The following is a 23614-nucleotide window of genomic DNA, read 5'->3' on the forward strand; positions in this document are numbered from 1 at the left end:
TCGGCGCGGCGGATGTCAGGCGTTGCGCGCGGACGGCAGCAGCCTGGCCGCGATCGCGCGTGCCAGCCGCCACGAGAGCCACAGCAGCACCACGGGCAGCATCACGGTCTGCAGCACGAACAGCGCGATCAGCTTGACGATGGTTCGGCTCCAGTCGGCCGCCGCCTTGAGCATGGCGTCGTAGCTGGCGCGCAGCTCCGTCAGGTCGGGCACCCACTGGCGGATGCGGGCGCCCAGGCTGTCGTCCACCGGCGCCTTGTCCGCGGCCTTGCCGAGAACCGTGGCGGGCGAGCGTTCGATGCTCGCGAGCTCGGCGCGGTATTCCTCCTCCATGAAGACGCGATGCAGCACGCCGTTGGCCAGCGCGGTCATCGGCACCGCGAAGCGCAGCACGATCAGCAGCACCAGCAGCGGGCGCAGCCAGCGCCCCGCACCCGGGCGGCCGCGCCAGCCGAGGAGGGCGGCCGCCAGCACCGCGGCCGAGAGCAGTGCCGACACCGTCCAGTGGCTGCCGATCTCGAGCAGCAGCAGCTGGATGCCGAAGGACACGCTGGCCACCAGCATCACGGTGGAGAATTGGTCGATCAGCGCGTTGATCGGCTGCAGCGCTTGGCCCGGTGCGAGGCTCACGCCGACCCCCACGGGCTTGACGTCGAGCTGCGTGCCCTGCGCCACCGAGATCACGGCGCCGAGCGCGCGCGCGGCGGCGAACACCGCGAGCGAGCGCTGCAGGCCCGACGTCATCTGCTCGCGCGCGGCGCGGTCCGTGGGCGACCACCAGCTGGCCGCAAGGAGGGCGGCCGCCAGCAGGGTCAGGAGAGCGAGGCGCAGCTTCGAGGCGTTCATGGCATGCAGCTTATCGTCTGCGGCAGCACCATGAAAAAAGGGTGCCGAGGCACCCTTCTTGAACTGGCCGGGCGCCGATGCGCTCAGCGGCCGAACGAACGGCCACCGCCGCCACCGCCGTAGCCGCCGCCACCCGAACGGCCACCGCCGCCGCCGTAGCCGCCGCCCGAGCGGCCACCGCCGCCACCGCCGGAACGGTTGCCGCCGAAGCCGCCACCGCCGCCGCGACGACCGCGACCGCCGCCGAGGCTGTCGACGCTGGTGCGCAACGGATCCGGCTGACCCTCGCCGCCTGCGACCGCTTCGGCGCGCAGATGCGCCACCGCGTCGGCCTGGGTCGGGCTGTGGCTGTTGCCATGATGGCGCGGCTGGCGCTCTTCATGCGGCAGGTGATGGGCCGGCGCATGGTGCGGCGTGCGTGCCGGACCTTGCGACGAGCGCGCCGGGCCCTGGCCACGGCCGCCCTGGCCGCGCCCACCCTGGCCGCCGCCATTGCCACCGCGACCTGCCGGGGCGCCCTGGCCGTTGCCGGCTCCGCCACCGCGGCGCTGGCCACCGCCGTTGCCGCCGCCACCACCGCCGCCGCCCGGGCGTTCGCCCTGGCCGGCCTTGTTGTCGCGGATGCGCTGCATCATCTCGCTGCGTGCCGCCTTGGCCGCAGCCTGCATGACCTCGCGGCTCGGCGGACGACCGGCGCCGCCCCAGATGGTCTGGCGGCCCATGGCGATCGGTTCGGCGCGCTCGCCCTCTTCGGGACCGAAACCATCGATCACCTGGACCGGGATCGTCTGCTTCGTGAAGCGTTCGATCTCCTGCATGAAGCCTTCCTCGTCGAGGCAGACGAAGCTCACGGCCTCGCCGCTCGAGCCCGCGCGGCCGGTGCGGCCGATGCGGTGCACGTAGTCTTCGCTGACGTTCGGGATCTCGTAGTTGACGACGTGCGGCAGCTCGTCGATGTCGATGCCGCGGGCCGCGATGTCGGTCGCGACCAGGGCACGGATGTCGCCGCTCTTGAAGCCGGCCAGCGCCTGGGTGCGTGCGCTCTGGCTCTTGTTGCCGTGCAGCGCCATCGCCTCGATGCCGTTCTTGGTCAGGAACTCGGCGACGTTGTTGGCGCCGAACTTGGTGCGCGTGAAGACCAGCACCTGGCTCCACTTGTGCTCGTTGATGATGTGCGCGAGCAGCGCCTTCTTCTTGCCGCGGCCGACCGGGTGGATCACCTGCGTGATGCGCTGCACCGTGGTATTGCGTGGCGTGACCTGGATGCTCTGCGGGTTCTTGAGCAGCGTGGCCGCGAGGTCGCGGATCTCGTCGCTGAAGGTGGCCGAGAACAGCAGGCTCTGCTTTTCACGGGGCACCAGCGCGAGGATCTTCTTGACGTCGTGGATGAAGCCCATGTCGAGCATGCGGTCGGCCTCGTCGAGCACCAGCATCTGCACCTGCGACAGGTCGAGCATGCCTTGCTGCTGGAGGTCGAGCAGGCGGCCGGGCGTGGCGACCAGGATGTCGATGCCGCTCTTGAGCTTGCTGATCTGCGGGTTCATGCCGACGCCGCCGAAGATCACGGTCGAGCTCAGCTGCAGGTACTTGCCGTAGGTGCGGATCGATTCCTCGACCTGGGCCGCGAGTTCCCGCGTGGGGGTCAGCACCAGCGCACGGATGCCGGTGCCGCCGAACTTGTTGGTGGCGCTGCGGCTCATCGAGAGCTTGTGCAGCAGGGGGAGGGTGAAGGCAGCGGTCTTGCCGGTGCCGGTCTGGGCGCCGCCCAGCAGGTCGTGGCCGTCGAGCACGGCCGGAATGGCCTGGGCCTGGATCGGCGTCGGCGTTTCGTAGCCTTGCTCATGCACGGCCTTCAAGATGGCCGGGGCCAGCTTCAGTTCATCAAAGTTCATTGAGTTCAATAAGCGCCCTACACGGCGCAGTGGTATCCACCCGCTCGGGCGTCATGCGGACGTCGAGCCAGTAAGGGCGGATGAAGGTCAGGGGTGGGAGCCCGAATGCCTGTCTTCAGAGTGAGGAAAGGCCTTCTTCGTCCCCGGCAGAGAGCCGGCGTTGCGGGCAACTGGACCCGGCAACAGGCCCTATTGTCGCATGAGTCGATAATCGGTGTTCCGCCGCGCCCGCTCCGGGTGCCCGCGCAGCCCCTCTCACCTCTGAAATGCAAGCAATCTGATGGCCCAGTACGTCTACACCATGAACAAGGTCAGCAAGACCGTGCCGCCCAAGCGGCAGATCTTGAAGGACATTTCGCTGTCGTTCTTCCCGGGCGCCAAGATCGGCGTCCTGGGCTTGAACGGCTCGGGCAAGTCTTCGCTCCTGAAGATCATGGCCGGCATCGACAAGGAGATCGAAGGCGAGGCACTGCCGATGCCCGGCCTCACGATCGGCTACCTCGAGCAGGAACCCAAGCTCAACGCCGCGCATACCGTGCGCGAGTCGGTCGAGGAGGCCATGGGCGCGGTCTACGCGGCCAAGGCACGCCTCGAGGAGGTCTACGTGGCCTACGGCGCCGAGGACGCCGACTTCGACGCGCTGGCCGCCGAGCAGGCCGAACTCGAGGCCATCATCGCCACCGCCGGCACCGATTCCGAGCACCAGCTCGAGATTGCCGCCGACGCGCTGCGCCTGCCGCCCTGGGACGCCAACATCGGCGTGCTGTCGGGCGGCGAGAAGCGCCGCGTGGCGCTGTGCCGCCTGCTGCTGTCCAAGCCCGACATGCTGCTGCTCGACGAACCCACCAACCACCTGGACGCCGAATCGGTCGAGTGGCTCGAGGTGTTCCTGCAGCGCTTTCCGGGCACCGTGGTCGCGATCACCCACGATCGCTACTTCCTCGACAACGCGGCCGAGTGGATCCTGGAACTCGACCGCGGCCGTGGCATTCCCTGGAAGGGCAACTACAGCACCTGGCTCGAGCAGAAGGGCGAACGCCTGGCGCAGGAGCAGAAGAGCGAGGAAGCCCACGCCAAGGCCCTGAAGAAGGAACTCGAATGGTCGCGCCAGAACCCGAAGGCACGCCAGGCGAAGAGCAAGTCGCGTCTGGCCCGCTTCGAGGAGCTGAGCGACTTCGAATACCAGAAGCGCAACGAGACGCAGGAAATCTTCATTCCGGTCGCCGAGCGCCTCGGCAACCAGGTGATCGAATTCAAGAACGTCACCAAGTCCTTCGGCGACCGCGTGCTGATCGACAACCTGAGCTTCGAGATCCCGGCCGGCGCGATCGTCGGCATCATCGGCCCGAATGGCGCCGGCAAGTCGACGCTGTTCAAGCTGATCGCCGGCAAGGAGACGCCCGATACCGGCGAGGTCGTGATCGGCTCGACCGTCAAGATGGCCTTCGTCGACCAGAGCCGCGATGCACTCGGCAACGAGAAGACCGTGTGGGAAGACATCTCGAACGGCCTCGACATCATCAACGTCGGCAAGTTCCAGATGGCCAGCCGGGCCTACGCCGGGCGCTTCAACTTCAACGGCGCCGACCAGCAGAAGAAGGTCGGCACGCTGTCGGGCGGTGAACGCGGCCGGCTGCACCTGGCCAAGACCCTGATCGCGGGCGGCAACGTGCTGATGCTCGACGAACCGTCGAACGACCTCGACGTCGAGACGCTGCGCGCACTGGAAGACGCGCTGCTCGAGTTCGCGGGCTCGGTGCTGGTCATCAGCCACGACCGCTGGTTTCTCGACCGGATCGCGACCCACATCCTGGCCGCAGAAGGCGACAGCCAGTGGACCTTCTTCAACGGCAACTACCAGGAGTACGAGGCCGACAAGAAGAAGCGCCTGGGCGAAGAGGGCGCGAAGCCGCACCGCATGCGCTTCAAGGCGCTCAAGTAGCAAGGCGTTCAACCCGCTTTCCGCGCGCGGCCGCGGCTGGCAAACTGGCGCTCCATCGACAACCGAGCGCCGGGCGCTCGAAGGAGCGTGCAGTGAAAGCCTCGATCGCTTGCGTGCCGGCCCTGTCGGCCTCCGGCCTGATGGCGCTGGCCGGCCTCGCGGTGCTCTCGGGCTGCGGTGGCGGGGGCGGCGGCGTCAATGTCGCGGTTTCCGCCTTCGGCGTCGGCGCAACCTCCACGCCGACGCCCGCGGTGGTGCCGTCCCAGCCCGACATCACGGTCACGACGCAGGCCACCGGACCGGCCGCGCCGGCCCCGACCCCGACCCCGACCCCGACCCCGATGCAGTTCAAGGTGACCGAACTCGCCACCGGACTCGACACGCCCTGGGGCCTGGCCTTTCTGCCCGATGGCCGGATGCTGATCACCCAGCGCGGCGGCCAGCTTCGGCTGCGCAATGCCGACGGCAGTGCAGCCAACGGTGGCGCCGACCAGATCGCGGGCCTGCCCGCGGTCGCGGCCAGCGGGCAGGGCGGGCTGCTCGACGTGGCGGTCGATCCGGCCTTCGCGAGCAACCGCCGCATCTACTTCAGCTTTGCCGAGAGCGACGGCACCAACCCGAGCCTCAACGGCACGGCGGTGGCGCGGGCCGAGCTCGATGCGGCGAGCCACACGCTGTCGAACCTTGCCGTCATCTACCGCCAGTTGCCCAAGGTCGCGAGCAGCGCGCACTTCGGTTCGCGGCTGGTGTTCGATCGCAACGGCTACCTGTTCGTCACGCTTGGCGAGCGCCTGCTGCCCGGTGAGCGCGGCTTCGCGCAGGACCTCACGCGCGGCAACGGCAAGGTGATGCGGATCACGACCGATGGCGCCGCGGCGCCCGGCAATCCCTTCGCGGCCGGACCGGCCGGCGCGCAGCCGGCGATCTGGAGCTACGGCCACCGCAACCCGCAGGGCGCGGCCCTGCATCCCGTGACCGGTGAACTGTGGACCAGCGAGCACGGTCCGCAGGGCGGCGACGAGGTCAACCTCACGCTGCCCGGCCGCAACTACGGCTGGCCCGTGATCAGCTACGGCCAGGAATACGGCACGCTGACGCAGATCGGCGAGGGCACGGCCAAGGCCGGCCTGGAACAGCCGCTGGCCTGGTGGGAGCGGGCCGACGGCTCGGCCTGGACGCCCGGCACCGCCAAGTCTTCCATCGCGCCGAGCGGGATGGCGTTCTACACCGGCGACCAGCTGCCCGCGTGGAAGGGCAATCTCTTCGTCGGCGCGCTGGCCGGCACCGCGCTGTGGCGGCTCACGCTGAACGGCGACACGGTCTCGGCACGCGAACGGCTCCTGGCCGAGCGCGGCGAACGCATCCGTGACGTGCGCCAGGGCCCCGACGGCTGGCTCTACCTGCTGACCGACGGCAGCAACGGCAAGCTGCTGCGCCTGCAGACGCCCTGAAGGCCGGCGCGGCGATCAGGCTGCGGCCACCACTGCCTCGCCGCCCGGCGCCCGCGCCTGGACGCGCTTTCGCACCGCGTGGATGTTGTTGCGCAGGGCGTAGAGTTCGTCCGCATAGGAAAGCGGCACCGCGACCTTGTTGACCACGCGGTCGAGATCGGCGAGCTCCTTCAGCAGCCCTTCGGTGTCGGCGCTGCCGGCCTCCAGCCGGTGCTCGACCTCGCGCAGCCGCGCATACCAGCGGAAGACGCGGCGCCGCACGCGGAACTGGTAGAGCGGCGGCACGATGCGCGACAGAGGCAGCATCAGCACCAGCAGGCCGCCGAGCACCAGCCACATGCGCTCGACGAGATTGCTGGCCCAGAAGGGCAGGTAGCGCTGCCAGAAGGGTGGCGTGCCGTTGATCGCGCGATCGCCCTCGGGGCTCACCGGCAGTTCGCTGGTGCGCGTGTTGGGGAAGTCGCGTGCGCGGTGGAACCAGCCGGCGCCGCTGTGCAGCGTCTGGGCAGTCTGCGCGAACAGCTGGCGCAGGGCCGGGTGGGTCTCCTCGCGCGACAGCAGCGAGGTGGTGGCGGCCAGCAGCGAGACGTCCTGTGCCGGCAGGTCGGCCGCCAGGTCGACCACGCCGCGCGGCAGCGTCACGGGCTGCAGGAAACTGAAGCGGCGCGAATAGGCATCGCTCTGCGCGAAGTCCATGAGCTGGATGTCGGGGGAACGCAGCAGCTTCTGCACCAGCGGCGACTGCGGCGCCGAAGCCAGCACGATGACGTCGAGCAGGCCGGCCTGCAGGGCCTCCGTGGCGGGCGTCTGCTCGAGGTTCGACAGGTTCAGCGTCGACGGGTCCATGTGGTTGGCGCGGAACATCCGGTCCATGATGTCCGGCACGCCGCTGCCAGCCTTGTCGACGTTGATGCGCAGGTCCTTGAGCTGCGTCAGCGTGCTGAGCTTGCCGGTCTTGCGGTCTACCTGCCGCGCTGCATCGGTGCGGTAGAAGAACCACAGCGGCTCGTAGAACAGGCTGCCGAGCGAGGTCAGGCCCTCGGCCTCGTCCTTCACGGGATCGGCGCTGCCGCCGCGCACGAAGGCCACGTCGGCGCCGCCGCTGCGCAGCAGCTCGAGGTTGTCGAGCGAGCCGTCGGTGGGCTTGAGCTCGACCTCGATGCCGTCGTGCCCGAGCGCTGCGGCATAGCGCTTGCCGAACTCGGCGTAGGCGCTGCCCGCCGGCCCGGTGGCGAGCGTCACGCGCTTGGGCGGCTGCGGCTGCAGCCACCAGTAGGCAGCGACCAGCAGGCCGACGACGAGGAGGATGACCGGCCCCGCGGAGGCGATCAGGTCACGGATGGACAGCAGGAACAGGCGAATGGCTTGGGGCATGCGGCGACGACGATCAGGGCGGACAACGACGGTCGGCTGACCGCTGCAGCGGCATTCTCTTTGCTTTCGGGCGCGGCCTCGTTACAAAGCGCTCGCTGGCGCCGTCACGCCTTCAGGCCAGGTCGGCGGCGGCCGGAAACCAGCTGTCGCCGATGCGCACAGAACGCGCGGCACGCACGGCGCGCAGCGTGGCGACCGCCACCACCTCGGCCGCCATGGCGCCGAGTGCGCTCATGCCCGGCGCATCGCCCTCGAGCGCGACGCGCCCGGTGGCGAGCGCGAAGAGGGTGTCGCCGTCGCTCATGGTGTGCACCGGATTGATCGCGCGGGCCAGGCCGTCGTGCGCCACGGTCGCGAGCCGGTTGGCCTGCACCTTGGTCAGCACCGCGTCGGTGGCGATCACGCCGAGCGTGGTGTTGGTGCCGGCCAGCAGCGGCTGCGGGAGGTCGCCGCGCAGCAGCGCGCGCCGGGTGTCGAGCAGCGCGCTGCCGTCTTCGGTGCGCGCGCCCGCGATCACCCGGGCGGTATGCGGGTCCAGCACGTCGCCCAGGGCGTTGCAGGCGATCAGCGCGCCCACCGTGACGCCCTTGACCGTGACCGAGGCGGTGCCGATGCCGCCCTTCATCGCGCGGTGCAGACCAAACAGCTTTCCCACCAGCGCGCCGCTGCCGGCGCCGACGTTGCCCTCGGCCGGTGCGGCGCGCGACGCCGCTGCACAGGCCGCGTAGCCCGCATCGGCCCCGGGCCGGATGCGCGCATCGCCGACCGGCAGGTCGAACAACACGGCCGCGGGCACGATCGGCAGGATGCCGAAGCGCACGTCGAGGCCGATGCCCTGTTCCTCGAGCCAGCGCATGGCGCCGTCGGCTGCCGCCAGGCCCCAGGCGCTGCCGCCCGCGAGCATTACGGCGTGCACTTCCTGCACCAGGTTGCCCGGTGCCAGCAGGTCGGTCTCGCGCGTGCCGGGCGCGGCACCGCGCACGTCGACGCCGCCGACGGCGCCTTCGCGCGCGAGGATCACGGTGCAGCCCGTAGGCCGGCGCGGGTCGCTGAAATGGCCGACCTCGATGCCGGCGACGTCGGTGATGGCGCCGGCGTGCGGCAGGTCGGAGAAAAGGTGATCGGGCATCGCCCGCGATTATCGACCGCGGCGCCGGCTTGCCCCCGGCGCGCGCCGCTGCGATGATGTCCTAGCTTTGAGTTGCTTGAAGGTTTCGCGATGAATTCCACACCTGATCTCCCAGGCGTCTCGGCCTATCGCATCGGCGATGCCGCGGCCCGCAGCGGCGTGACCGCGGCCAACATCCGCTATTACGAGAAGGAGGGCCTGATCGAGCCGCCGAGCCGCGGCGACAACAGCTACCGCTTCTACGGCGACGGCGACGTCCACCGGCTGCGCTTCATCCGGCTGTGCCGGGCCATGGACATGTCGCTCGACGAGGTGCGCACCCTGCTGGCGCTCGACCTGCGCAGCAAGGCCGACTGCGACGCGGCCTGCGTCGCGCTCGATGCCCACCTGGGCCACGTGCGGGAGCGCCTGCGGGAGCTGCGTTCGCTCGAGAAGGACCTGATCGCGCTGCGCGACTGCTGCGACGGCACCGATGCGCAGTGCCACATCATCGAGACCCTGCATGCGAGGGCCGACCGGCAGCCAGCGACGCAGCCGCAGCGTGGGCGTGCGGCGCGGCACGTCTGAGGCTTGGCCCCAGGCCGGCGCCGGGCCGCCAGCGCGGCGAAGTCCGCGCTTTGGGCGAACGGGCGGCCTGCGGCTTCCCCCTCGGGGGGCAGCGACCACACGAAGTGAGGGAGCGTGGGGGCCCTATTTCCCCGGGGTCGGCAGCGTGGCACCGCGAGCGGCCAGCACCTCGCGCAGCAGCGCGGGGTCGTCGGTGATGATGCCGTCGACGCCCCAGTCGAGCAGGCGCGTCATGTCGGCGCGCTGGTTCACGGTCCACGGCAGCACGGCGAGGCCCAGCGCATGGGCCTCCTGCAGCAGTGCCGGCGTCAGCTCCGCATGGGCCGGCGACCAGATCACGCGGCCCTTGCCGTCGCCCGCGGCGGCCTTCACGAGCCGCGGGGCCGAGCCGAAGTCCTCGATGCGCAGTCCCGCCGTCCAGCGGCTGTCCTTGAGCGTGCGGGCGCTCGTGAGGTAGGCCCGCGGCAGCCGCGGCGCCTGCTGGCCGACCAGCGCCAGCGAGCGCCAGTCGAAACTCTGGACCGTCACGCGTCCGGCCATGCCGGCCTTGTCGATCTCGGCCAGCAATGCGCGCACCATCTGTTCGGGTGTGGCGGTTTCCTCGGGACGCGAGGGATCGAGCTTGGTCTCGATGTTGAACAGCACCTTGCGCGCGTCGAGCGCGTCGACGCGCGCGAACAGCGCGGCCAGCGTCGGGATGCGTTCGCCGTCGCGCGACAGCTGGTGCGGAAAGGGCTTGCCGTAGCTGCTCGCGGGATCGATCAGGCCGACGTCGTAGCCCTGCAGCTGCGCCACCGTCAGCGAACGGATCGACGGCCCCTTGGCCTTCAGGAAGGCGCCCGAGGCATCGCGCGTGTGGTCGGGGTTCAGCACCGTGTCGTGCGAGATCACGACCACGTCGTCGGCGCTCAGGCCGATGTCGAGCTCGAGGGTGGTGACGCCGAGCGCGATCGCGTTGGAGAAGGCTGCCAGCGTGTTCTCGGGCGCCAGCGCGCGGCCGCCGCGGTGGGCCTGCAGGTCGAAGGACTGCGAACCGGCGCCGCGCTGCACGGTGCAGCCGGCCAGGAGTGCCAGCGGCAGCAGAATCAACAGCGCGATACGGCGCGGCCGCATCGGGTGCGGGATCGATCGAAGAAGACTCATTTGAGCTCCACCGTGATGCCGTCCTGCTGGACGGTGATGGCGCCGATCTCGTAGGTCTTGCGCCCGACCGTGAGTTCCTCGGGCCTGAAGGTGCGCAGCGGCTGGTCGCGCAGCAGTTCCTCGGCCACGATCGCGCCGATCTGCTGCAGCCGCTCGGCGTCCCGGCCGCCCAGGCCTTGCAGCTCGATGCGGTCGGCCTGCGGGCGATCGAGCCGCAGGGCGCGGTTGGCGGCGTCGTACTTGAGCGCGCTGCTGACCGTGACCACGCCCTCGACCGACTGCTGCCTGAGCAGAGGGCTCGCGATCGACAGCACCGCCGTGATCGCGGCCCGATTGCTGCGTGCATCGAGCGCGAGCTGCGGATCGCGCAACGCCACCGTGAAGAGCTCCGCATAGCGCTGCTGCACCGGAAAGCGCTTGGCGACCTGCGCCTGCAACTCGTCGCGGCTGGCCGTGTATTCGCTGGTGAAGAAATTGAAGCCGGCCCATGCGGCGAGCGGCGCGGGCAGTGCGGCAGCGCCGATCAGGGCCCGCAGGAGCAGGCGGCGCGCAGTGCCGGTAGGGGAGGAGGACGTGCGGTCATGCATGGAACTCCGAGCTTGCCACAGCACGCGGGGTTCCCTGCCGATCGAGGCTCAGTCCTGCAGCGATGAAAGAAACTGTTGCAGTTCCGGTGTGCGCGGGTTGCCGAAGAGTTCCGCGGGCGGCCCCATCTCGTGCACGCGGCCCTGGTGCATGAAGATCACGCGGTCGCTCACCTTGCGTGCGAAATGCATTTCGTGCGTCACCATCAGCAGCGTCATGCCCTCGACCGCCAGCGACTCGACCACGCGAAGCACCTCGCCCACGAGCTCGGGGTCGAGTGCCGAGGTGATCTCGTCGCACAGCAGAACGGCCGGTTCCATCGCGAGCGCGCGCGCGATCGCGACCCGCTGCTGCTGGCCGCCCGACAACTGGTCGGGCATGGCGTCGAACTTCTCGGCCAGGCCCACGCGCGCGAGCAGCTTGCGCGCCTGCGAGGCGGCCTCGATGCCGCTGCGCTTCTTGACCAGGGTGGGCGCCAGCATGACGTTGCGGCCCACCGTCAGGTGGGGAAAGAGATTGAAGCCCTGGAAGATCATGCCCACGTGCTGGCGCAGCTCGCGCATCGCCATCGCACTGTCGTGCAGCAGCGGCTTGCCGTCGACCGTGAGCGAGCCTTCCTGGAACACCTCGAGCCCGTTGATGCAGCGCAGCAGCGTGCTCTTGCCCGAACCGCTCTTGCCGATGATCGCGATCACCTCGCCGCGCTTGACCTCGAGGTCGATGCCCTTGAGCACCTCGTTGGTCCCGTAGGACTTGCGCAGCGCCGTGATGCGCACGATGGGCGCCGCGGTCGGCGAGAGCGTGCGGGCGGTTCCGGACACGGGGGCTTCAGCGACGAGCGACATTGATTTTCCTCTCGAGGTTTCTGGCGTAGAGGCTTACGGGAAAGCACAGCACGAAGTAAAGAAGGGCGACGCAACTGAACACCACGAAGGGCTTGAAGGTGGCGTTGGAGATCATGCTGCCGGCCTTGGTGAGCTCGATGAAGCCGATCACCGAGGCCAGCGCCGTGCCCTTGATGACCTGCACCAGGAAGCCCACGGTGGGCGCCACCGCGATGCGCTTGGCCTGCGGCAGGATCACGTGGCGCATCTGCTCGCGAAAGCTCAGCGCGAGGCTGCTGGAGGCTTCCCACTGGCCCTTGGGGATCGAGGCGACGCAGCCGCGCCAGATCTCGGCCAGGTAGGCGCTGGTGTAGAGCGTGAGCGCCAGCGAGGCCGCGGTCCAGGCCGAGACGTCGATGCCGAACAGCGCCAGGCCGAAGTAGGCCAGGAACAGCTGCATCAGCAGCGGCGTGCCCTGGAAGACCTGCACGTAGAGGCCGATCAGCCGGTCGACCACCGGGCCGCCCGACAGCCGCGCGAACAGCAGCAGGGCGCCGACCAGGCCGCCGCCGACGAAGGCGATCATCGACAGCACGACGGTCCAGCGCAGCGCCAGCAGCAGATTGCGCAGGATGTCCCAGAGGGAGAAATCGTTCATGTGCGCCTCACCGTCCGAAGAAGTACCTGGGCCCGACCCAGTTCAACAGGCGCCGCGCGCCGACCGACAGGGCAAGGTAGATCACCGTGGCGATGATGAAGGCCTCGAAGGCGCGGAAGTTGCGGCTCTGGATCAGGTTCGCGGCGTAGCTCAGCTCCTCGGTCGAGATCTGGCTGCACACGGCGGAGCCCAGCATCACGATGATGATCTGGCTCACCATCGACGGCCACACCTTCTTCATCGCGGGCGGCAGCACCACCCGCATGAACACCTGCAGCTTGTTGAGTGCCAGGCTCACGGCGGCTTCGATCTGCCCGCGCGGCGTGGCCTCGATGCCGGCCCGGATGATCTCGGTCGCGTAGGCGCCGAGGTTCAGCACCATCGCGATCACCGAGGCGACCTCGGGCGAAAGCTTGAAGCCGGCCGCGGGCAGTCCGAAGAAGATGAAGAACAGCTGCACGATGAAGGGCGTGTTGCGGATCAGCTCGACGTAGCTGCCGACCACCCAGCGCAGCCATGTCGGCCCGTTCGCGCGCGACCAGGCGCAGGCGACGCCGACCACCATGCCGATCACGGTCGAGACCGCCGTCAGGCCCAGGGTCCAGAGCACGCCCCTGACGATCAGGGGCCACTCGCCGAGGACGGCGCCGAAGTCGAATTCGATGCCCATCTGGGGCCGATCAGACCGGCAGGTCGCCGATGGGGCGGCCGAGCCACTTCTTCGACATCGTGTCGAGCGTGCCGTCCTTGCGCGCTTCGGCAATGATCTCGTTGACCTTGGCCTTCAGCGGATCCTCGCCCTTGGCGATGCCGACGAAGCAGGGGCTGTCCTTGAGCAGCAGCTTGTACTCGGCGCCGAGCTTCGGATTCTTTTCCATCATGTCGCCCGCGACCGCGGCGCTGGTGGCCAGGGTCTGGGTCTGGCCGGCCACGAAGGCCGCGATGGTGGCGTTGTTGTCCTCGAAGCGCTTGTATTCGAGGGTGGCCGGCGCGACCTTGGCGAGTTCCTGGTCCTCCATCGCGCCGCGGGTCACGGCCACGGTCTTGCCGCCGAGGTCGGCGAAGCTCTTGATGGCAACCGTCTTGGGCCCGTACACGGCCTGGAAGAAGGGCGCGTAGGCGGACGAGAAGTCGATCACCTTCTCGCGCTCCGCGTTCTTGCCCAGGGTGGAGATCACGAGATCGGCCTTGCGGGTCTGCAGGTAGGGGATGCGGTTGGCGCTGGTCACGGGCACCAGCTCGACCTTGACGCCGAGTTTCTTGGCGATCAGCTGTGCCATCTCGACGTCCAGACCCTGCGGCGTCATGGTCTTGTCGACCGAACCGTAGGGCGGGTAGTCGACCGGTACCGCGATCTTGATCACCTTGGCCTTCATCACGTTGTCGAGCGCGCTCTGGGCGTGCGAGAGGCCTGTGGCGAACAGGGCGGCAGTGGCGAGGGCGAAAGCGAGCGTGCGCTGGGTGGGCTTCATAACAGGGCTCCTAGGTAGGTCGATGAATCGTCTGGGGATGGGTCGGGTGCGGGGGATTTGCGGGCGCGCCTGGAGGAGGCGGTACGCAAGAGCTGTGCCTCTGGCCTGGCAGGTGCGGTGGCGCCCTGCATCGGTGCCAGTGCATCGCGCAGCTGCGCGAGCGGATCGGTCTGGGTCTGCACGCGCAGTGCCGACTGCACGGTGCCGATGTGCGCGCTCATGAGCGCCTCGGCCTCGGCGGTGTCGCCGCGCTCGAGCGCGGCGACGATGCGCACGTGGTCCTCGCAGGACTGCGCGGCGTCGTGCGAGGACTGGTAGAGCATCGCGATCAGCGTCGTGCGCGCCGTGAAGTCGCGCAGCGTGTCGGCCAGCAGCGAATTGCCCAGGCATTCGGCCAGGCAGACGTGGAAGTCACCGAGCAGATAGCTGCGCGTGCCGACGTCGCTGTCCTTGAGCGCCGCCTTCTCGCGCTTGAGGTGCTCCTTGAGCGAGCGCAGCGCCTTCTTGTCGATCGTGCCGACGCTGCGGATCAGGCCGGACTCGATCACGCGTCGTGCCTCGAAGGCCTCGCGCGCCTCGTCGTGCGAAGGCTCGATCACGAACCAGCCACGGCGCGCGCTGACGGTGACGATGCCGCGGGCCGCGAGCCGGGTCAACGCCTCGCGCACGATCGTGCGGCTGCAGTCGAACAGCATCGCCAGCTGCTGCTCGCCGAGGCGGGCGCCGGGCGCGAGCTTCTGCGCCATCACCGCTTCGACGATGCGTGCACTGATTTCGGGAGCGGTGATGGACATGCCTGCACATCAGCAGCTTTCATGCCATCTTGTATGCAAGAGTTTGGTGCAAGGCTGGGCGACAGGCCGAAAAAAAGGCCCGCACGAGGCGGGCCGAACCTTGATTGCACTTGCAGCAATAACTAGCGAGGTGATTTTCGCGCTGTTGCGCCTCGTTGTGTGTGAATAAGTCGACGATCGCTGACTGTTACCTGACGCAACGTACTTCTTTGGCTTTCATTTCGCACCGATCAGAGGCCCATGAACTCGGAAATCCGCTGCACCACGGTTTTCGGCCGCCGGGCAACGGGCGTTGGCACCGGTTCGGGCGCGCGCCGCGCGGCCAGGTCCTCGAGGACTTCGGCGACCCTCAGCGACGAACCGTCCGCGCGCCGGCGCCAGGCCTGGGCGACCTGCGCCATTTCCGCGGGCGTCAGGGGCGAGGGCGGACGTTCGCGTGCGGCGGTCGACACGCTGCTGCCCGCCTGCTGCTCGGGAGGCAGGCGCAGGCGCCGCATGCCGAACAGCCCATCGGTGTCGACCTCGCGTCGGCCGGAGAAGTTCAGGTGTTCCATGTAAGGCATTCTGTTTACATGAAACGCATCGGGGAAGCTGTCGAAAGTTGTAGGCCTTCGAGCCTCCCGGCGGCTCAATCCATCTTCGCGCCAGAGGCCTTGACGGCCTTCGCCCAGCGCGGCGTTTCGGCGACCAGGAATCTCGCGAAATCGTCGCTGCCGAGGAAGGCCGGGTCCGCGCCCTGGCTCACCATGCGCTCGCGCACCTCGGGGCTGGTCAGCACGGTCCTGAAGGCGTCGCTGAGCTTCGCGATCACGTCCTTCGGCGTGCCGGCGGGCGCAAGGAAGCCATAGAAGCCGACCACCTCGAAGCCCTTGATGCCGGATTCGATGACGGTGGGCACGTCGGGCAACGCCGGGTTGCGCGTGGCGCTGGTCACGGCCAGGGCGCGCACCTTGCCCTGCTTGTGATAGTTGGCGGCCTGCGGGATCGACTCGGCCATGAACTGCACCTGGCCGCCCATGAGGTCGGTGAACGCCGGTGCGCTGCCGCGGTAGGGGATGTGGACCATGAAGAGGCCGGTCGCGCTCTTGAACATCTCGGGCACCAGGTGGCTGATGCCGCCGTTGCCGGCCGATCCGTAGTTGAGCTGGCCGGGGCGGCTGCGTGCGTAGTCCACGAACTGCCGCAGGTCGGTGACCGGCAGCTTGGGCGTGACGAGCAACGCCAGCGGCTGCATCGCGGTGCGCGCGATCGGCGTGAAGTCGCGCAGTGTGTCGTAGGGCAGCTTGGTGTAGAGCGCGCCGTTGATCACGGCGACGCCGGTGTTGGCGAGCATCAGCGTGTAGCCGTCGGGCGCGCTCTTGGCCACCGACTCGGCGCCGACCGAGCCACCGGCGCCGGGCTTGTAGTCGATCACGATCGGCTGGCCCAGCACGGCCTGCAGCCGGTCGGTCAGCAGGCGCGCATGCTGGTCCAGCGGACCCCCGGCCGGAAAGCCGATGACCACCTTGATGGGCTTGTCGGGAAATGCAGCCAGGGCGCCGGCCGAAGCCGCGAGCCCCAGCAATGCAGCGGCGATGCCTTTGCGGGCGATGTTCATGTCGTCTCCTGTTCTTGTGGCGACGATCATAAGCAGCGCCGCCCGCGCTGCCGTCTCAGCTCTTGAGCGTGGCCTTGAAGCTGATCTCGGGTACGCTCGCGAGCGCCTTCGACAGCGGGCAGCCTTCCTTGGCGCCCTTGGCGAGTTCCTGGAACTTTGCCTCGTCGATGCCGGGCACCACGGCCTCGAGCTCGAGCTGGATGCGGTCGATCTTGAAGCCCGGGCCGTCCTTGGCCAGGCGCACCGCGGCCTTGGTGTCGATCGATGTCGCCGTGATGCCGGCGCCTTCGAGCGCGAACGCGAAGGCCATCGTGAGGCAGCCGGCATGCGCGGCGCCGAGGATCTCCTCGGGATTGGTGCCGCGCCGGTCGTCCTCGAAGCGGCTGGCGAAGCCGTAGGGGTAGTCCTTGAGCGCCCCGGTCTCGGTGGAGATCAGGCCCTTGCCGGTCTTGCCGGCGCCTTCCCAGTGAACGCTCGCGTGCTTGTCTGCTGCCATGGAAGCTCCTCGGTGGTGGTGGATGAAAGTCTGCGGTTGTACGGCAGATCGGCCGCCGCGTCTGTCGGCCGAAGGGGGCAATTCCGGTGCGCTCCATCGGCCGCGCCTTCGCGCGCGAGTCGCGGAGGTGACCTTGTGCGGGCTTCCCCGGTGCAGCGGGCGGCGAGCGCCAAGTACCCTCGGTCGCTCTCTGGAGACTGTATGGATCGCCCGCATTACAAGTTCTGGCCTCAGCGCCTGCCTCATTCGATCACCGTGCCCGCCACGTCGCTGTGGCACAACCTCGCGGTCAACGCCGCGCGCTATCCCGACAAGGCTGCGCTGGTCTTCTTCGGCAGCGAGATCAGCTATGCCGAGTTCGAGTCGCAGGCCGAGCGCCTGGCCGGCACGCTGCATGCGCTGGGCGTGAAGCGCGGCGACCGCGTGATCCTCGACATGCAGAACTGCCCGCAGCTCGTGATCGCGCATTTCGCGATCCTGCGCGCCAACGCGGTGGTCGTGCCCGTGAACCCGATGAACCGGGCCGAGGAGCTCAAGCACTACATCACCGACCCCGACGCCAGGTTCGCGATCACCACGGGCGACCTCGCGCCCGAGCTGGCCAAGGCCAGCAACGCGCTCGATCCGAAGGACCGGCTCGCGCACATGATCGTCACGCAGTTCACCGACGCCTTCGATCCCGCGATCGAGGGCGACGAGGCGCCGGCCGCCGCCTGGCGCGAATGGCTGCTCACGCGCCATCCATTGCCGACGCTGCAGGATGGCGCCGTCATGAGCTGGACCGACGCGCTCGGCGCCGGCCATGCGCCGCCCGAGCACGTGGTGGGCGCCAACGACATGGCGCTGCTGCCCTACACCAGCGGCACCACCGGTCTGCCCAAGGGCTGCATCCACAACCATTCGAGCCTGATGCACAACGCCTGCGCGGGCCAGCTCTGGGGCCTGGGGTCGGCCGACATGGTGGTGCTCGCGGTGGTGCCGATGTTCCACATCACGGGCGTGGTCAGCATGATGCACACGGCCGTGCTGGTCGGCGGCACGCTGGTCATCATGCCGCGCTGGGACCGCGACGTGGCGGGCCGCCTGATCTCGCGCCGCAAGGTCACGAGCTGGACCAACATCCCGACCATGGTGATCGATCTCATGGCGAGTCCGAATTTCGCCAGCTACGACCTCGGCAGCCTCGTCTACATCGGCGGCGGGGGCGCCGCGATGCCCCAGGCCGTGGCGCAGCGCCTGCTGGAGCAGTTCGGCCTCAAGTACCAGGAAGGCTACGGCCTCACCGAGACGGCAGCGCCCTCGCATGCCAACCCCTTCGAGAACCCCAAGCAGCAGTGCCTGGGCATTCCCTACATGAGCACCGACGCGCGCGTGATCGACCCCGATACGCTGGTCGAGGTGCCGGTCGGCGAATCGGGCGAGATCATCATGCGCGGCCCGGGCGTCTTCGAGGGCTACTGGAAGCGGCCCGACGCGACCGCGGCGGCCTTCATCGACTTCGAGGGCCAGCGCTTCTTCCGCTCCGGCGACATGGGCCGCATGGACGAGGACGGCTACTTCTTCATCACCGACCGGCTCAAGCGCATGATCAACGCGAGCGGCTTCAAGGTCTGGCCGGCCGAGGTGGAGCTGCTGATGTTCCGCCATCCCGCGATCCAGGAAGCCTGCGTGATCTCGATGAAGGACGACTACCGCGGCGAGTCGGTCAAGGCCGTGGTGGTGCTGCGCCAGACGCATAAGGACACGACCGCGCAAGAGATCATGGACTGGTGCCGCGAGAACATGGCGGTCTACAAGATTCCGCGTGCGGTCCAGTTCGTCGACGCGCTGCCGAAGAGCGGCAGCGGCAAGGTGATGTGGCGGCTGCTGCAGGAGGCCGAAGGCAAGGGCTGAGGCCGAGCGCTAGTCCTTGCGCGGCGCCTGCACGTCTGCCACCACCCGTGCGTGGCGCTGGAAGCTCCAGTAGGCGCTGGCCCAGTCCATCAGCACCACGAATCGGTTGCGAAAGCCGATCAGGAAGTAGATGTGGGCGAACAGCCAGAACAGCCACGCGAGCTTGCCCGAGAAACGCAGCGGGCCGAAGGGCGAGCCGATGTCGACCACCGCCGAGTTGCGGCCGATGGTCGCGAGGCTGCCGTAGTCGCGGTAGCGGAAGGGCTCGGTAGGCTGGCCCGCGATGCGGCGCAGCACGTTGGCCGCTGCCGCGCGCCCCATCTGCTTGGCGCCGGGCGACACGCCGGGCACCGGCTTCGGTTCCTTGCCGGGCGCATGGCTCATGGCGGCCGCGAGGTCGCCGACCACGCTGATGTCGGGCCGGCCGGGCAGGCTCAAGTCGGGCTGCACCTTCACGCGGCCTGCGCGGTCGGTCTCGGCGCCGGTGGCGGCGGCCAGCAGGCGGCCCAGCGGCGAGGCGGCGACGCCCGCGGCCCAGATCACGCAGCCGCAGTCGATGCGGTGGCTGCCCAGCCCGGCGCCGCCGTCGCTGAACGGTGAGCTCACGACCAGGCCGGTCTCGTCGATCGCCGTGACGCGCGCGTTGAGCCGCACCTGCACGCCCAGCTTCTGCAACTGCTCGAGGGCCTTCTGGCTCAGCGACTCCGGCATGGCCTGCAGTACGCGCGGGCCGCCCTCGATCAGCAGCACCTCGGCGCTGCCGGGATCGATGTTGCGGAACTCGCCCTCGAGCGTGTGGTGCGCGATCTCCGACAGCGTGCCGGCCATCTCGACGCCCGTGGGCCCGGCGCCGATCACGGCGAAGGTCAGCAGCGCGCGGCGCCTGGCCGGATCGGTCTCGATCTCGGCCGCCTCGAAGCTCACGAGCACGCGGCGCCTGACCTCGAAGGCATCGGCCAGCGTCTTGAGGCCGGGCGCCATCGGCTCCCAGGCGTCGTTGCCGAAATAGTTGTCCGTGGCGCCGGCCGCCACGATCAGGTGGTCCCAGGCCAGCTGGGTACCGTCCGCCAGTTCGACCTTCCTTGCCGCCGGGTCGATGCCGACGACCTCGCCGAGCAGGGTCGTGATGTTGGGCTGGCGCCGGAACAGCAGCCGGATCGGCGCGGCGATCGAGGGTGCCGCGAGGCCGGCGGTCGCCACCTGGTAGAGCAGGGGCTGGAACAGGTGATGGTTGGTCTTGTCGACGATCGTGACGTCGACGCCGGTCTTCTGGAGTTCGCGTGCCGCTTCCAGGCCACCGAAGCCGCAGCCGATGATCAGGACCTGGGGGCGGCCGTTGGCCTGCGACGCCGGGGATGTGCTCATCGGCGGATGATACGCAGCCGGCCAGCAGAAAGATTCCGGCTGTGCCAAAGTGGCCGATTCGCCGCACAGCCCGCCGCCACCGGTGGGACGGCGGTCCGCGCCGCGGCGCGATCTTGTCCTACGGGCTGGGCGCGTCGACGTGGGCTAAATGTGCAAAAGTCCGAAAACCTGGAGGCTCCATGAACCTGACCCGACCGGATCAGCCGGCGGCAGAAGCGCTGCGCGATCGTTTCGTCGCGGTGCGAACGCACAGCCTTTCGCTCGCGGCGCCTTTGTCCCCCGAAGACCAGTGCATCCAGTCGATGCCCGATGCCAGCCCGACCAAGTGGCACCTGGCCCATACCACCTGGTTCTTCGAGACGGTGCTTCTGCAGCCCCATGCGAGCGGCTACCTTGGCTTCGACCCGCGTTTCCAGTACCTCTTCAACTCCTACTACGAAGCGCTCGGACCGCGCCATCCGAGACCGCAACGCGGGCTGCTGACGCGGCCTTCGATCGACCAGGTTCACGACTACCGCCGTCATGTCGACCATGCCGTGCTGCAGCTGCTGGAGCAGGCCGAAGGCTCGGCGCAATGGGCCGTGATCGAGCCCATCCTCACGCTCGGGCTGCATCACGAGCAGCAGCACCAGGAGCTGATCCTCACCGACATCCTGCATGCGCTGTCGTGCAATCCGCTGCTGCCGGCCTATCGCGCGCCCGCCGGCCCTGCGCTGCGGCTCGCCGGTTCGACGCCCGCGATGAAGTGGCTGGAGCAGCCCGGCGGCGTGGTCGAGGTCGGCCATGACGGTGCGGGCTTCGCGTTCGACAACGAGCTGCCGCGCCACGAGGCACTGCTGCGTCCGCACGCGATCGCCGACCGGCTCGTCAACTGCGGCGACTATGCGCAGTTCGTGGCCGACGGCGGCTACCAGCGCCCCGAGCTGTGGCTGTCCGACGGCTGGGCCGCGGTGCAGTCGCAGGGCTGGCGAGCGCCTGCCTACTGGCTGGCGCCGGACGACCCGCGTCGGGCTCACGAGGGCGGCCCCGCGGGCTGGCAGGTGTTCGGCCTGCACGGCCTGCGTCCGCTCGAGCCCGAGGCACCGGTGTCGCAGCTCAGCTTCTTCGAGGCAGCGGCCTATGCCGAATGGGCCGGCGCCCGTCTGCCGACCGAATTCGAATGGGAGGCCGCGCACGACCTGCCCGGCATCCGGCAGATGAGCGGACACGTGTGGCAATGGACGCGCTCGTCCTACGACCCGTATCCGGGCTTCCGTCCGCTCCCGGGCGTGGCGGCCGAATACAACGGCAAGTTCATGGTCGGCCAGCTGGTGCTGCGTGGCGGCAGCGTCGCGACGCCCGAAGGGCACACGCGCCGCAGCTACCGCAACTTCTTTCCGCCGGCCGCGCGCTGGCAATTCTCGGGGCTGCGGCTCGCGAAGGACCTCTGATGGGCACTCCCGCATTCAACCTCCACGCCTTTCGCGCCGCACAGCGCGCCGCGCCGCTGTCGGATTTCGCACGCGAACTGCATGCCGGCCTCAGCCTCGAGACACGCAGCATCTCGCCCAAGTTCTTCTACGACGTCGAGGGCTCGGCGCTGTTCGACCGCATCTGCGAGCTGCCCGAGTACTACCCGACGCGCACCGAGCTGCGCATCCTCACCGAATCGGCGGAAGAGATCGCCGGGCAGATCGGTCCCGACGCCGAGATCATCGAGTTCGGCGCGGGCTCGCTGACCAAGGTGCGGCTGCTGCTCGATGCGCTCGAGGCGCCACGGCGCTACGTGCCGATCGACATCTCGGGCGAACATCTCGAGGCGGCGGCCGCACGCCTTCGCACCGACTATCCGCGCCTCGCGGTGCAGCCCGTGGTGGCGGACTACACGATGCCGCTGGTGCTGCCGCCCGCGCGCGAGAAGGGCGCCGGTCAGCGCGTGGGCTTCTTTCCGGGCTCGACGCTCGGGAACTTCACGCCCAACGAGGCGCTGGCCTTTCTGCAGCTCGCGCAGCGCCTGCTGCGCGGCGGCGGACTGCTGATCGGCGTCGATCTCGTGAAGGACCCGGCCCTGCTGCATGCCGCCTACAACGATGCCGAAGGCGTCACCGCAGCCTTCAACCTCAACCTGCTGCGGCGGGCCAACCGCGAACTCGGTTGCGACTTCGACCTCGACGGCTTCACGCACGCGGCCTTCTACAACTCGCCGCAGCGCCGCATCGAGATGCACCTCGTGAGCCGCCGCCCGCAGACCGTGACGCTCGACGGCCAGGCCTTCGACTTCGCGGAGGGCGAGACGCTGCATACCGAGAACTCGCACAAGTTCACGATCGACAGCCTGCGCTCGCTGGCGCTCAAGGCAGGCTTCCGGCCGGGCGCGGTGTGGACCGATCCCGACCGGCTGTTCTCCGTCCATTGGCTGCAGGCACCCGCGGCACAATAGCGGCACGCCCCCACTGTGGCGGGCACCGGAGAACCTCGAATGAAAGCAGTCTGGAACGGCGTCACCGTGGCCGAGAGCGACGACACGGTACTGGTCGAAGGCAATCACTACTTCCCGATGGATTCGCTCAACCGCGACTACGTGACCTTCAGCAACCACAAGACCACCTGCCCCTGGAAGGGCACCGCAAGCTACTACTCGCTGCTGGTGAACGGAGAGCTGCACACCGATGCCGCCTGGTACTACGCCGATCCCAAGCCCGCGGCGGAAGAAGTCAAGAACCGCGTCGCCTTCTGGAAGGACGTGAAGGTGACGCAGTGAATGCTGCGTTCAGTCCGCCTTTTACTCCCCCCGACCGACTCGTTGCCACGCTGCGCCAGGACGGCTATGCGGTGCTCAGCCCGCAGGGCGTCGCCGAATGGCTCGGGGCGCCGCTCGCCCAACTCGAGGCGCTGCACGGCGACTGGGGCCGGCTTCCCCCCGATGACTATCTGAAGGACGGCGGCCGCTACCGCACGCGGCGCCATGCGTGCTTCCGTGCGGACGGCGAGGCGCTGGAGCAGGTTCCGCATCGCGCCCACTGGCAACCGGTCGAATACAACGCGCTGCACGGTGGCATGCAGCGCTGGTTCGCGCCGATGGAGGCCGGCACCGTGGCGACGCCGGTCTGGCAGGCGTTGATGCGCTCGCTGGGCGGCGCCGCCAGCGGCCTGCGCGACGCCCAGCCCTGGTTCGTCGAGGCGCACCAGTTTCGGATCGACACCACCGACGGCATCGGCCGGCCGACGCCCGAGGGCGCGCACCGCGATGGGGTCGACCTGGTGGCGGTGGCGCTCGTCGGCCGTCACAACGTCAAGGGAGGCGAGACGCGGGTGTTCGAGGCGGAGGGCCGGCGCGGCGAACGCTTCACGCTCACCGAACCATGGACGCTGCTGCTGCTGGACGACGCGCGCGTGATCCACGAGTCGACGCCGATCCAGCCGCTGGTAGAGGGCGAGCCGGGCTGGCGCGACACGCTGGTCGTGACCTGCCGGGCGAACGGCTTCCAGGGCGATTGAGCAACCGCGCGCCGTTCGCGGGCGTCCTACAGCCGCCGCCTGCGGCTTGGATGTAAATTCGGGTCCCGACTCGCTTCCGGCGAGCCCTGTAGAGAATCAAAGAGGTCTG

23 protein-coding genes are annotated in these 23614 nt (G+C 69.0%); 8 read left to right on the plus strand and 15 right to left on the minus strand.

Features of this window, described 5'->3' with window-relative positions; genetic code table 11:
* Positions 1 to 15: 15 nt before the first annotated feature.
* Entirely contained in the window at positions 16 to 846 is an 831-nt protein-coding gene (locus QTH87_RS05140) for a hypothetical protein (protein WP_286607435.1), read from the minus strand.
* Positions 847 to 929: 83 nt separating this feature from the next.
* Positions 930 to 2738: a DEAD/DEAH box helicase gene (locus QTH87_RS05145; protein ID WP_286607436.1), complete on the minus strand. Its 1809-nt coding sequence runs from the start codon at positions 2736 to 2738 to the stop codon at positions 930 to 932.
* Between the two features lie 280 nt (positions 2739 to 3018).
* On the opposite strand from QTH87_RS05145, the gene ettA reads away from it, so the two are divergent.
* Complete coding sequence (gene ettA / locus QTH87_RS05150; protein ID WP_286607437.1) at positions 3019 to 4680, plus strand: energy-dependent translational throttle protein EttA; 1662 nt, start codon at positions 3019 to 3021, stop codon at positions 4678 to 4680.
* Between the two features lie 92 nt (positions 4681 to 4772).
* Positions 4773 to 6131: a PQQ-dependent sugar dehydrogenase gene (locus QTH87_RS05155; protein ID WP_286607438.1), complete on the plus strand. Its 1359-nt coding sequence runs from the start codon at positions 4773 to 4775 to the stop codon at positions 6129 to 6131.
* 15 nt (positions 6132 to 6146) lie between these two features.
* On the opposite strand, the gene QTH87_RS05160 is transcribed toward QTH87_RS05155, so the two are convergent.
* Positions 6147 to 7505: a TAXI family TRAP transporter solute-binding subunit gene (locus QTH87_RS05160; RefSeq protein WP_286607439.1), complete on the minus strand. Its 1359-nt coding sequence runs from the start codon at positions 7503 to 7505 to the stop codon at positions 6147 to 6149.
* Between the two features lie 112 nt (positions 7506 to 7617).
* Positions 7618 to 8634, minus strand: a complete 1017-nt coding sequence (locus tag QTH87_RS05165) for a P1 family peptidase (RefSeq protein ID WP_286607441.1) — start codon at positions 8632 to 8634, stop codon at positions 7618 to 7620.
* 90 nt (positions 8635 to 8724) lie between these two features.
* Between QTH87_RS05165 and QTH87_RS05170 the strand changes: the two genes are divergently transcribed.
* Entirely contained in the window at positions 8725 to 9201 is a 477-nt protein-coding gene (locus tag QTH87_RS05170; protein ID WP_286607442.1) for a Cd(II)/Pb(II)-responsive transcriptional regulator, read from the plus strand.
* Positions 9202 to 9324: 123 nt separating this feature from the next.
* On the opposite strand, the gene QTH87_RS05175 is transcribed toward QTH87_RS05170, so the two are convergent.
* The 10 genes from QTH87_RS05175 to QTH87_RS05220 form a co-directional block, all read right to left on the minus strand.
* Positions 9325 to 10344 carry a glycerophosphodiester phosphodiesterase gene (locus tag QTH87_RS05175; protein ID WP_286607443.1) on the minus strand — a complete coding sequence of 340 codons (1020 nt, stop codon included), beginning with the start codon at positions 10342 to 10344 and terminating at the stop codon, positions 9325 to 9327.
* Positions 10341 to 10931, minus strand: coding sequence for a YceB family lipoprotein (locus tag QTH87_RS05180; protein WP_286607445.1), 591 nt, complete (start codon positions 10929 to 10931; stop codon positions 10341 to 10343). Before QTH87_RS05180 ends, QTH87_RS05175 begins: the two co-directional genes overlap by 4 nt.
* 48 nt (positions 10932 to 10979) lie before the next feature.
* Positions 10980 to 11774, minus strand: a complete 795-nt coding sequence (locus QTH87_RS05185) for an amino acid ABC transporter ATP-binding protein (protein WP_286607447.1) — start codon at positions 11772 to 11774, stop codon at positions 10980 to 10982.
* The gene (locus QTH87_RS05190; protein WP_286607448.1) at positions 11758 to 12411 is read right to left on the minus strand and encodes an amino acid ABC transporter permease; all 654 of its coding nucleotides are present in this window, start codon (positions 12409 to 12411) and stop codon (positions 11758 to 11760) included. The genes QTH87_RS05185 and QTH87_RS05190 overlap by 17 nt, the downstream gene beginning before the upstream one ends.
* 7 nt (positions 12412 to 12418) lie before the next feature.
* Positions 12419 to 13081: an amino acid ABC transporter permease gene (locus tag QTH87_RS05195; protein WP_286607450.1), complete on the minus strand. Its 663-nt coding sequence runs from the start codon at positions 13079 to 13081 to the stop codon at positions 12419 to 12421.
* A gap of 10 nt (positions 13082 to 13091) precedes the next feature.
* On the minus strand, positions 13092 to 13883 hold the full coding sequence (locus tag QTH87_RS05200) for a transporter substrate-binding domain-containing protein (protein ID WP_286607452.1): 792 nt from the start codon (positions 13881 to 13883) through the stop codon (positions 13092 to 13094).
* A complete protein-coding gene (locus QTH87_RS05205) occupies positions 13880 to 14677 on the minus strand; it encodes a GntR family transcriptional regulator (RefSeq protein ID WP_286607455.1) in 798 nt (265 codons plus the stop codon). Before QTH87_RS05205 ends, QTH87_RS05200 begins: the two co-directional genes overlap by 4 nt.
* Positions 14678 to 14907: 230 nt before the next feature.
* Entirely contained in the window at positions 14908 to 15231 is a 324-nt protein-coding gene (locus tag QTH87_RS05210; RefSeq protein WP_286607456.1) for a hypothetical protein, read from the minus strand.
* A gap of 74 nt (positions 15232 to 15305) precedes the next feature.
* Complete coding sequence (locus QTH87_RS05215) at positions 15306 to 16274, minus strand: Bug family tripartite tricarboxylate transporter substrate binding protein (protein WP_286607459.1); 969 nt, start codon at positions 16272 to 16274, stop codon at positions 15306 to 15308.
* A gap of 55 nt (positions 16275 to 16329) precedes the next feature.
* The gene (locus QTH87_RS05220) at positions 16330 to 16770 is read right to left on the minus strand and encodes an OsmC family protein (RefSeq protein WP_286607460.1); all 441 of its coding nucleotides are present in this window, start codon (positions 16768 to 16770) and stop codon (positions 16330 to 16332) included.
* Positions 16771 to 16971: 201 nt separating this feature from the next.
* On the opposite strand from QTH87_RS05220, the gene QTH87_RS05225 reads away from it, so the two are divergent.
* Positions 16972 to 18663, plus strand: a complete 1692-nt coding sequence (locus tag QTH87_RS05225; protein ID WP_286607461.1) for a long-chain fatty acid--CoA ligase — start codon at positions 16972 to 16974, stop codon at positions 18661 to 18663.
* A 9-nt stretch (positions 18664 to 18672) separates the two neighbouring features.
* Here QTH87_RS05225 and QTH87_RS05230 read toward each other — a convergent pair whose 3' ends face one another.
* A complete protein-coding gene (locus tag QTH87_RS05230) occupies positions 18673 to 20028 on the minus strand; it encodes an NAD(P)/FAD-dependent oxidoreductase (protein ID WP_286607463.1) in 1356 nt (451 codons plus the stop codon).
* A 179-nt stretch (positions 20029 to 20207) separates the two neighbouring features.
* Here QTH87_RS05230 and egtB point away from each other — a divergent pair, with 179 nt between their 5' ends.
* Genes egtB through QTH87_RS05250 form a run of 4 tightly spaced genes read left to right on the plus strand, consistent with a single transcriptional unit; the run spans position 20208 to position 23505 of the window.
* Positions 20208 to 21458 (plus strand): ergothioneine biosynthesis protein EgtB, encoded by a 1251-nt coding sequence (egtB, locus tag QTH87_RS05235; RefSeq protein WP_286607465.1) that lies wholly within the window; start codon positions 20208 to 20210, stop codon positions 21456 to 21458.
* Positions 21458 to 22447, plus strand: coding sequence for an L-histidine N(alpha)-methyltransferase (egtD, locus tag QTH87_RS05240; protein ID WP_286607467.1), 990 nt, complete (start codon positions 21458 to 21460; stop codon positions 22445 to 22447). The genes egtB and egtD overlap by 1 nt, the downstream gene beginning before the upstream one ends.
* 39 nt (positions 22448 to 22486) lie before the next feature.
* Positions 22487 to 22768, plus strand: coding sequence for a DUF427 domain-containing protein (locus QTH87_RS05245; protein WP_286607468.1), 282 nt, complete (start codon positions 22487 to 22489; stop codon positions 22766 to 22768).
* The gene (locus QTH87_RS05250) at positions 22765 to 23505 is read left to right on the plus strand and encodes a 2OG-Fe dioxygenase family protein (protein ID WP_286607469.1); all 741 of its coding nucleotides are present in this window, start codon (positions 22765 to 22767) and stop codon (positions 23503 to 23505) included. The genes QTH87_RS05245 and QTH87_RS05250 overlap by 4 nt, the downstream gene beginning before the upstream one ends.
* Positions 23506 to 23614 lie beyond the last annotated feature (109 nt).

The organism is Variovorax jilinensis (genome assembly GCF_030316885.1).
Taxonomy (GTDB): Bacteria; Pseudomonadota; Gammaproteobacteria; order Burkholderiales; family Burkholderiaceae_C; genus Variovorax; species Variovorax jilinensis.

Coding starts and splice junctions, on each gene's coding strand:
- ettA (WP_286607437.1), top strand. CDS start 3,019: ATGGCCCAGTACGTCTACACCATGAACAAGGTCAGCAAGACCGTGCCG.
- QTH87_RS05175 (WP_286607443.1), bottom strand. CDS start 10,344: ATGAGTCTTCTTCGATCGATCCCGCACCCGATGCGGCCGCGCCGTATC.
- QTH87_RS05230 (WP_286607463.1), bottom strand. CDS start 20,028: ATGAGCACATCCCCGGCGTCGCAGGCCAACGGCCGCCCCCAGGTCCTG.
- QTH87_RS05180 (WP_286607445.1), bottom strand. CDS start 10,931: ATGCATGACCGCACGTCCTCCTCCCCTACCGGCACTGCGCGCCGCCTG.
- egtD (WP_286607467.1), top strand. CDS start 21,458: ATGGGCACTCCCGCATTCAACCTCCACGCCTTTCGCGCCGCACAGCGC.
- QTH87_RS05160 (WP_286607439.1), bottom strand. CDS start 7,505: ATGCCCCAAGCCATTCGCCTGTTCCTGCTGTCCATCCGTGACCTGATC.
- QTH87_RS05145 (WP_286607436.1), bottom strand. CDS start 2,738: ATGAACTTTGATGAACTGAAGCTGGCCCCGGCCATCTTGAAGGCCGTG.
- QTH87_RS05190 (WP_286607448.1), bottom strand. CDS start 12,411: ATGAACGATTTCTCCCTCTGGGACATCCTGCGCAATCTGCTGCTGGCG.
- QTH87_RS05200 (WP_286607452.1), bottom strand. CDS start 13,883: ATGAAGCCCACCCAGCGCACGCTCGCTTTCGCCCTCGCCACTGCCGCC.
- QTH87_RS05220 (WP_286607460.1), bottom strand. CDS start 16,770: ATGGCAGCAGACAAGCACGCGAGCGTTCACTGGGAAGGCGCCGGCAAG.
- QTH87_RS05185 (WP_286607447.1), bottom strand. CDS start 11,774: ATGTCGCTCGTCGCTGAAGCCCCCGTGTCCGGAACCGCCCGCACGCTC.
- QTH87_RS05195 (WP_286607450.1), bottom strand. CDS start 13,081: ATGGGCATCGAATTCGACTTCGGCGCCGTCCTCGGCGAGTGGCCCCTG.
- QTH87_RS05140 (WP_286607435.1), bottom strand. CDS start 846: ATGAACGCCTCGAAGCTGCGCCTCGCTCTCCTGACCCTGCTGGCGGCC.
- egtB (WP_286607465.1), top strand. CDS start 20,208: ATGAACCTGACCCGACCGGATCAGCCGGCGGCAGAAGCGCTGCGCGAT.
- QTH87_RS05205 (WP_286607455.1), bottom strand. CDS start 14,677: ATGTCCATCACCGCTCCCGAAATCAGTGCACGCATCGTCGAAGCGGTG.
- QTH87_RS05245 (WP_286607468.1), top strand. CDS start 22,487: ATGAAAGCAGTCTGGAACGGCGTCACCGTGGCCGAGAGCGACGACACG.
- QTH87_RS05215 (WP_286607459.1), bottom strand. CDS start 16,274: ATGAACATCGCCCGCAAAGGCATCGCCGCTGCATTGCTGGGGCTCGCG.
- QTH87_RS05170 (WP_286607442.1), top strand. CDS start 8,725: ATGAATTCCACACCTGATCTCCCAGGCGTCTCGGCCTATCGCATCGGC.
- QTH87_RS05165 (WP_286607441.1), bottom strand. CDS start 8,634: ATGCCCGATCACCTTTTCTCCGACCTGCCGCACGCCGGCGCCATCACC.
- QTH87_RS05210 (WP_286607456.1), bottom strand. CDS start 15,231: ATGGAACACCTGAACTTCTCCGGCCGACGCGAGGTCGACACCGATGGG.
- QTH87_RS05225 (WP_286607461.1), top strand. CDS start 16,972: ATGGATCGCCCGCATTACAAGTTCTGGCCTCAGCGCCTGCCTCATTCG.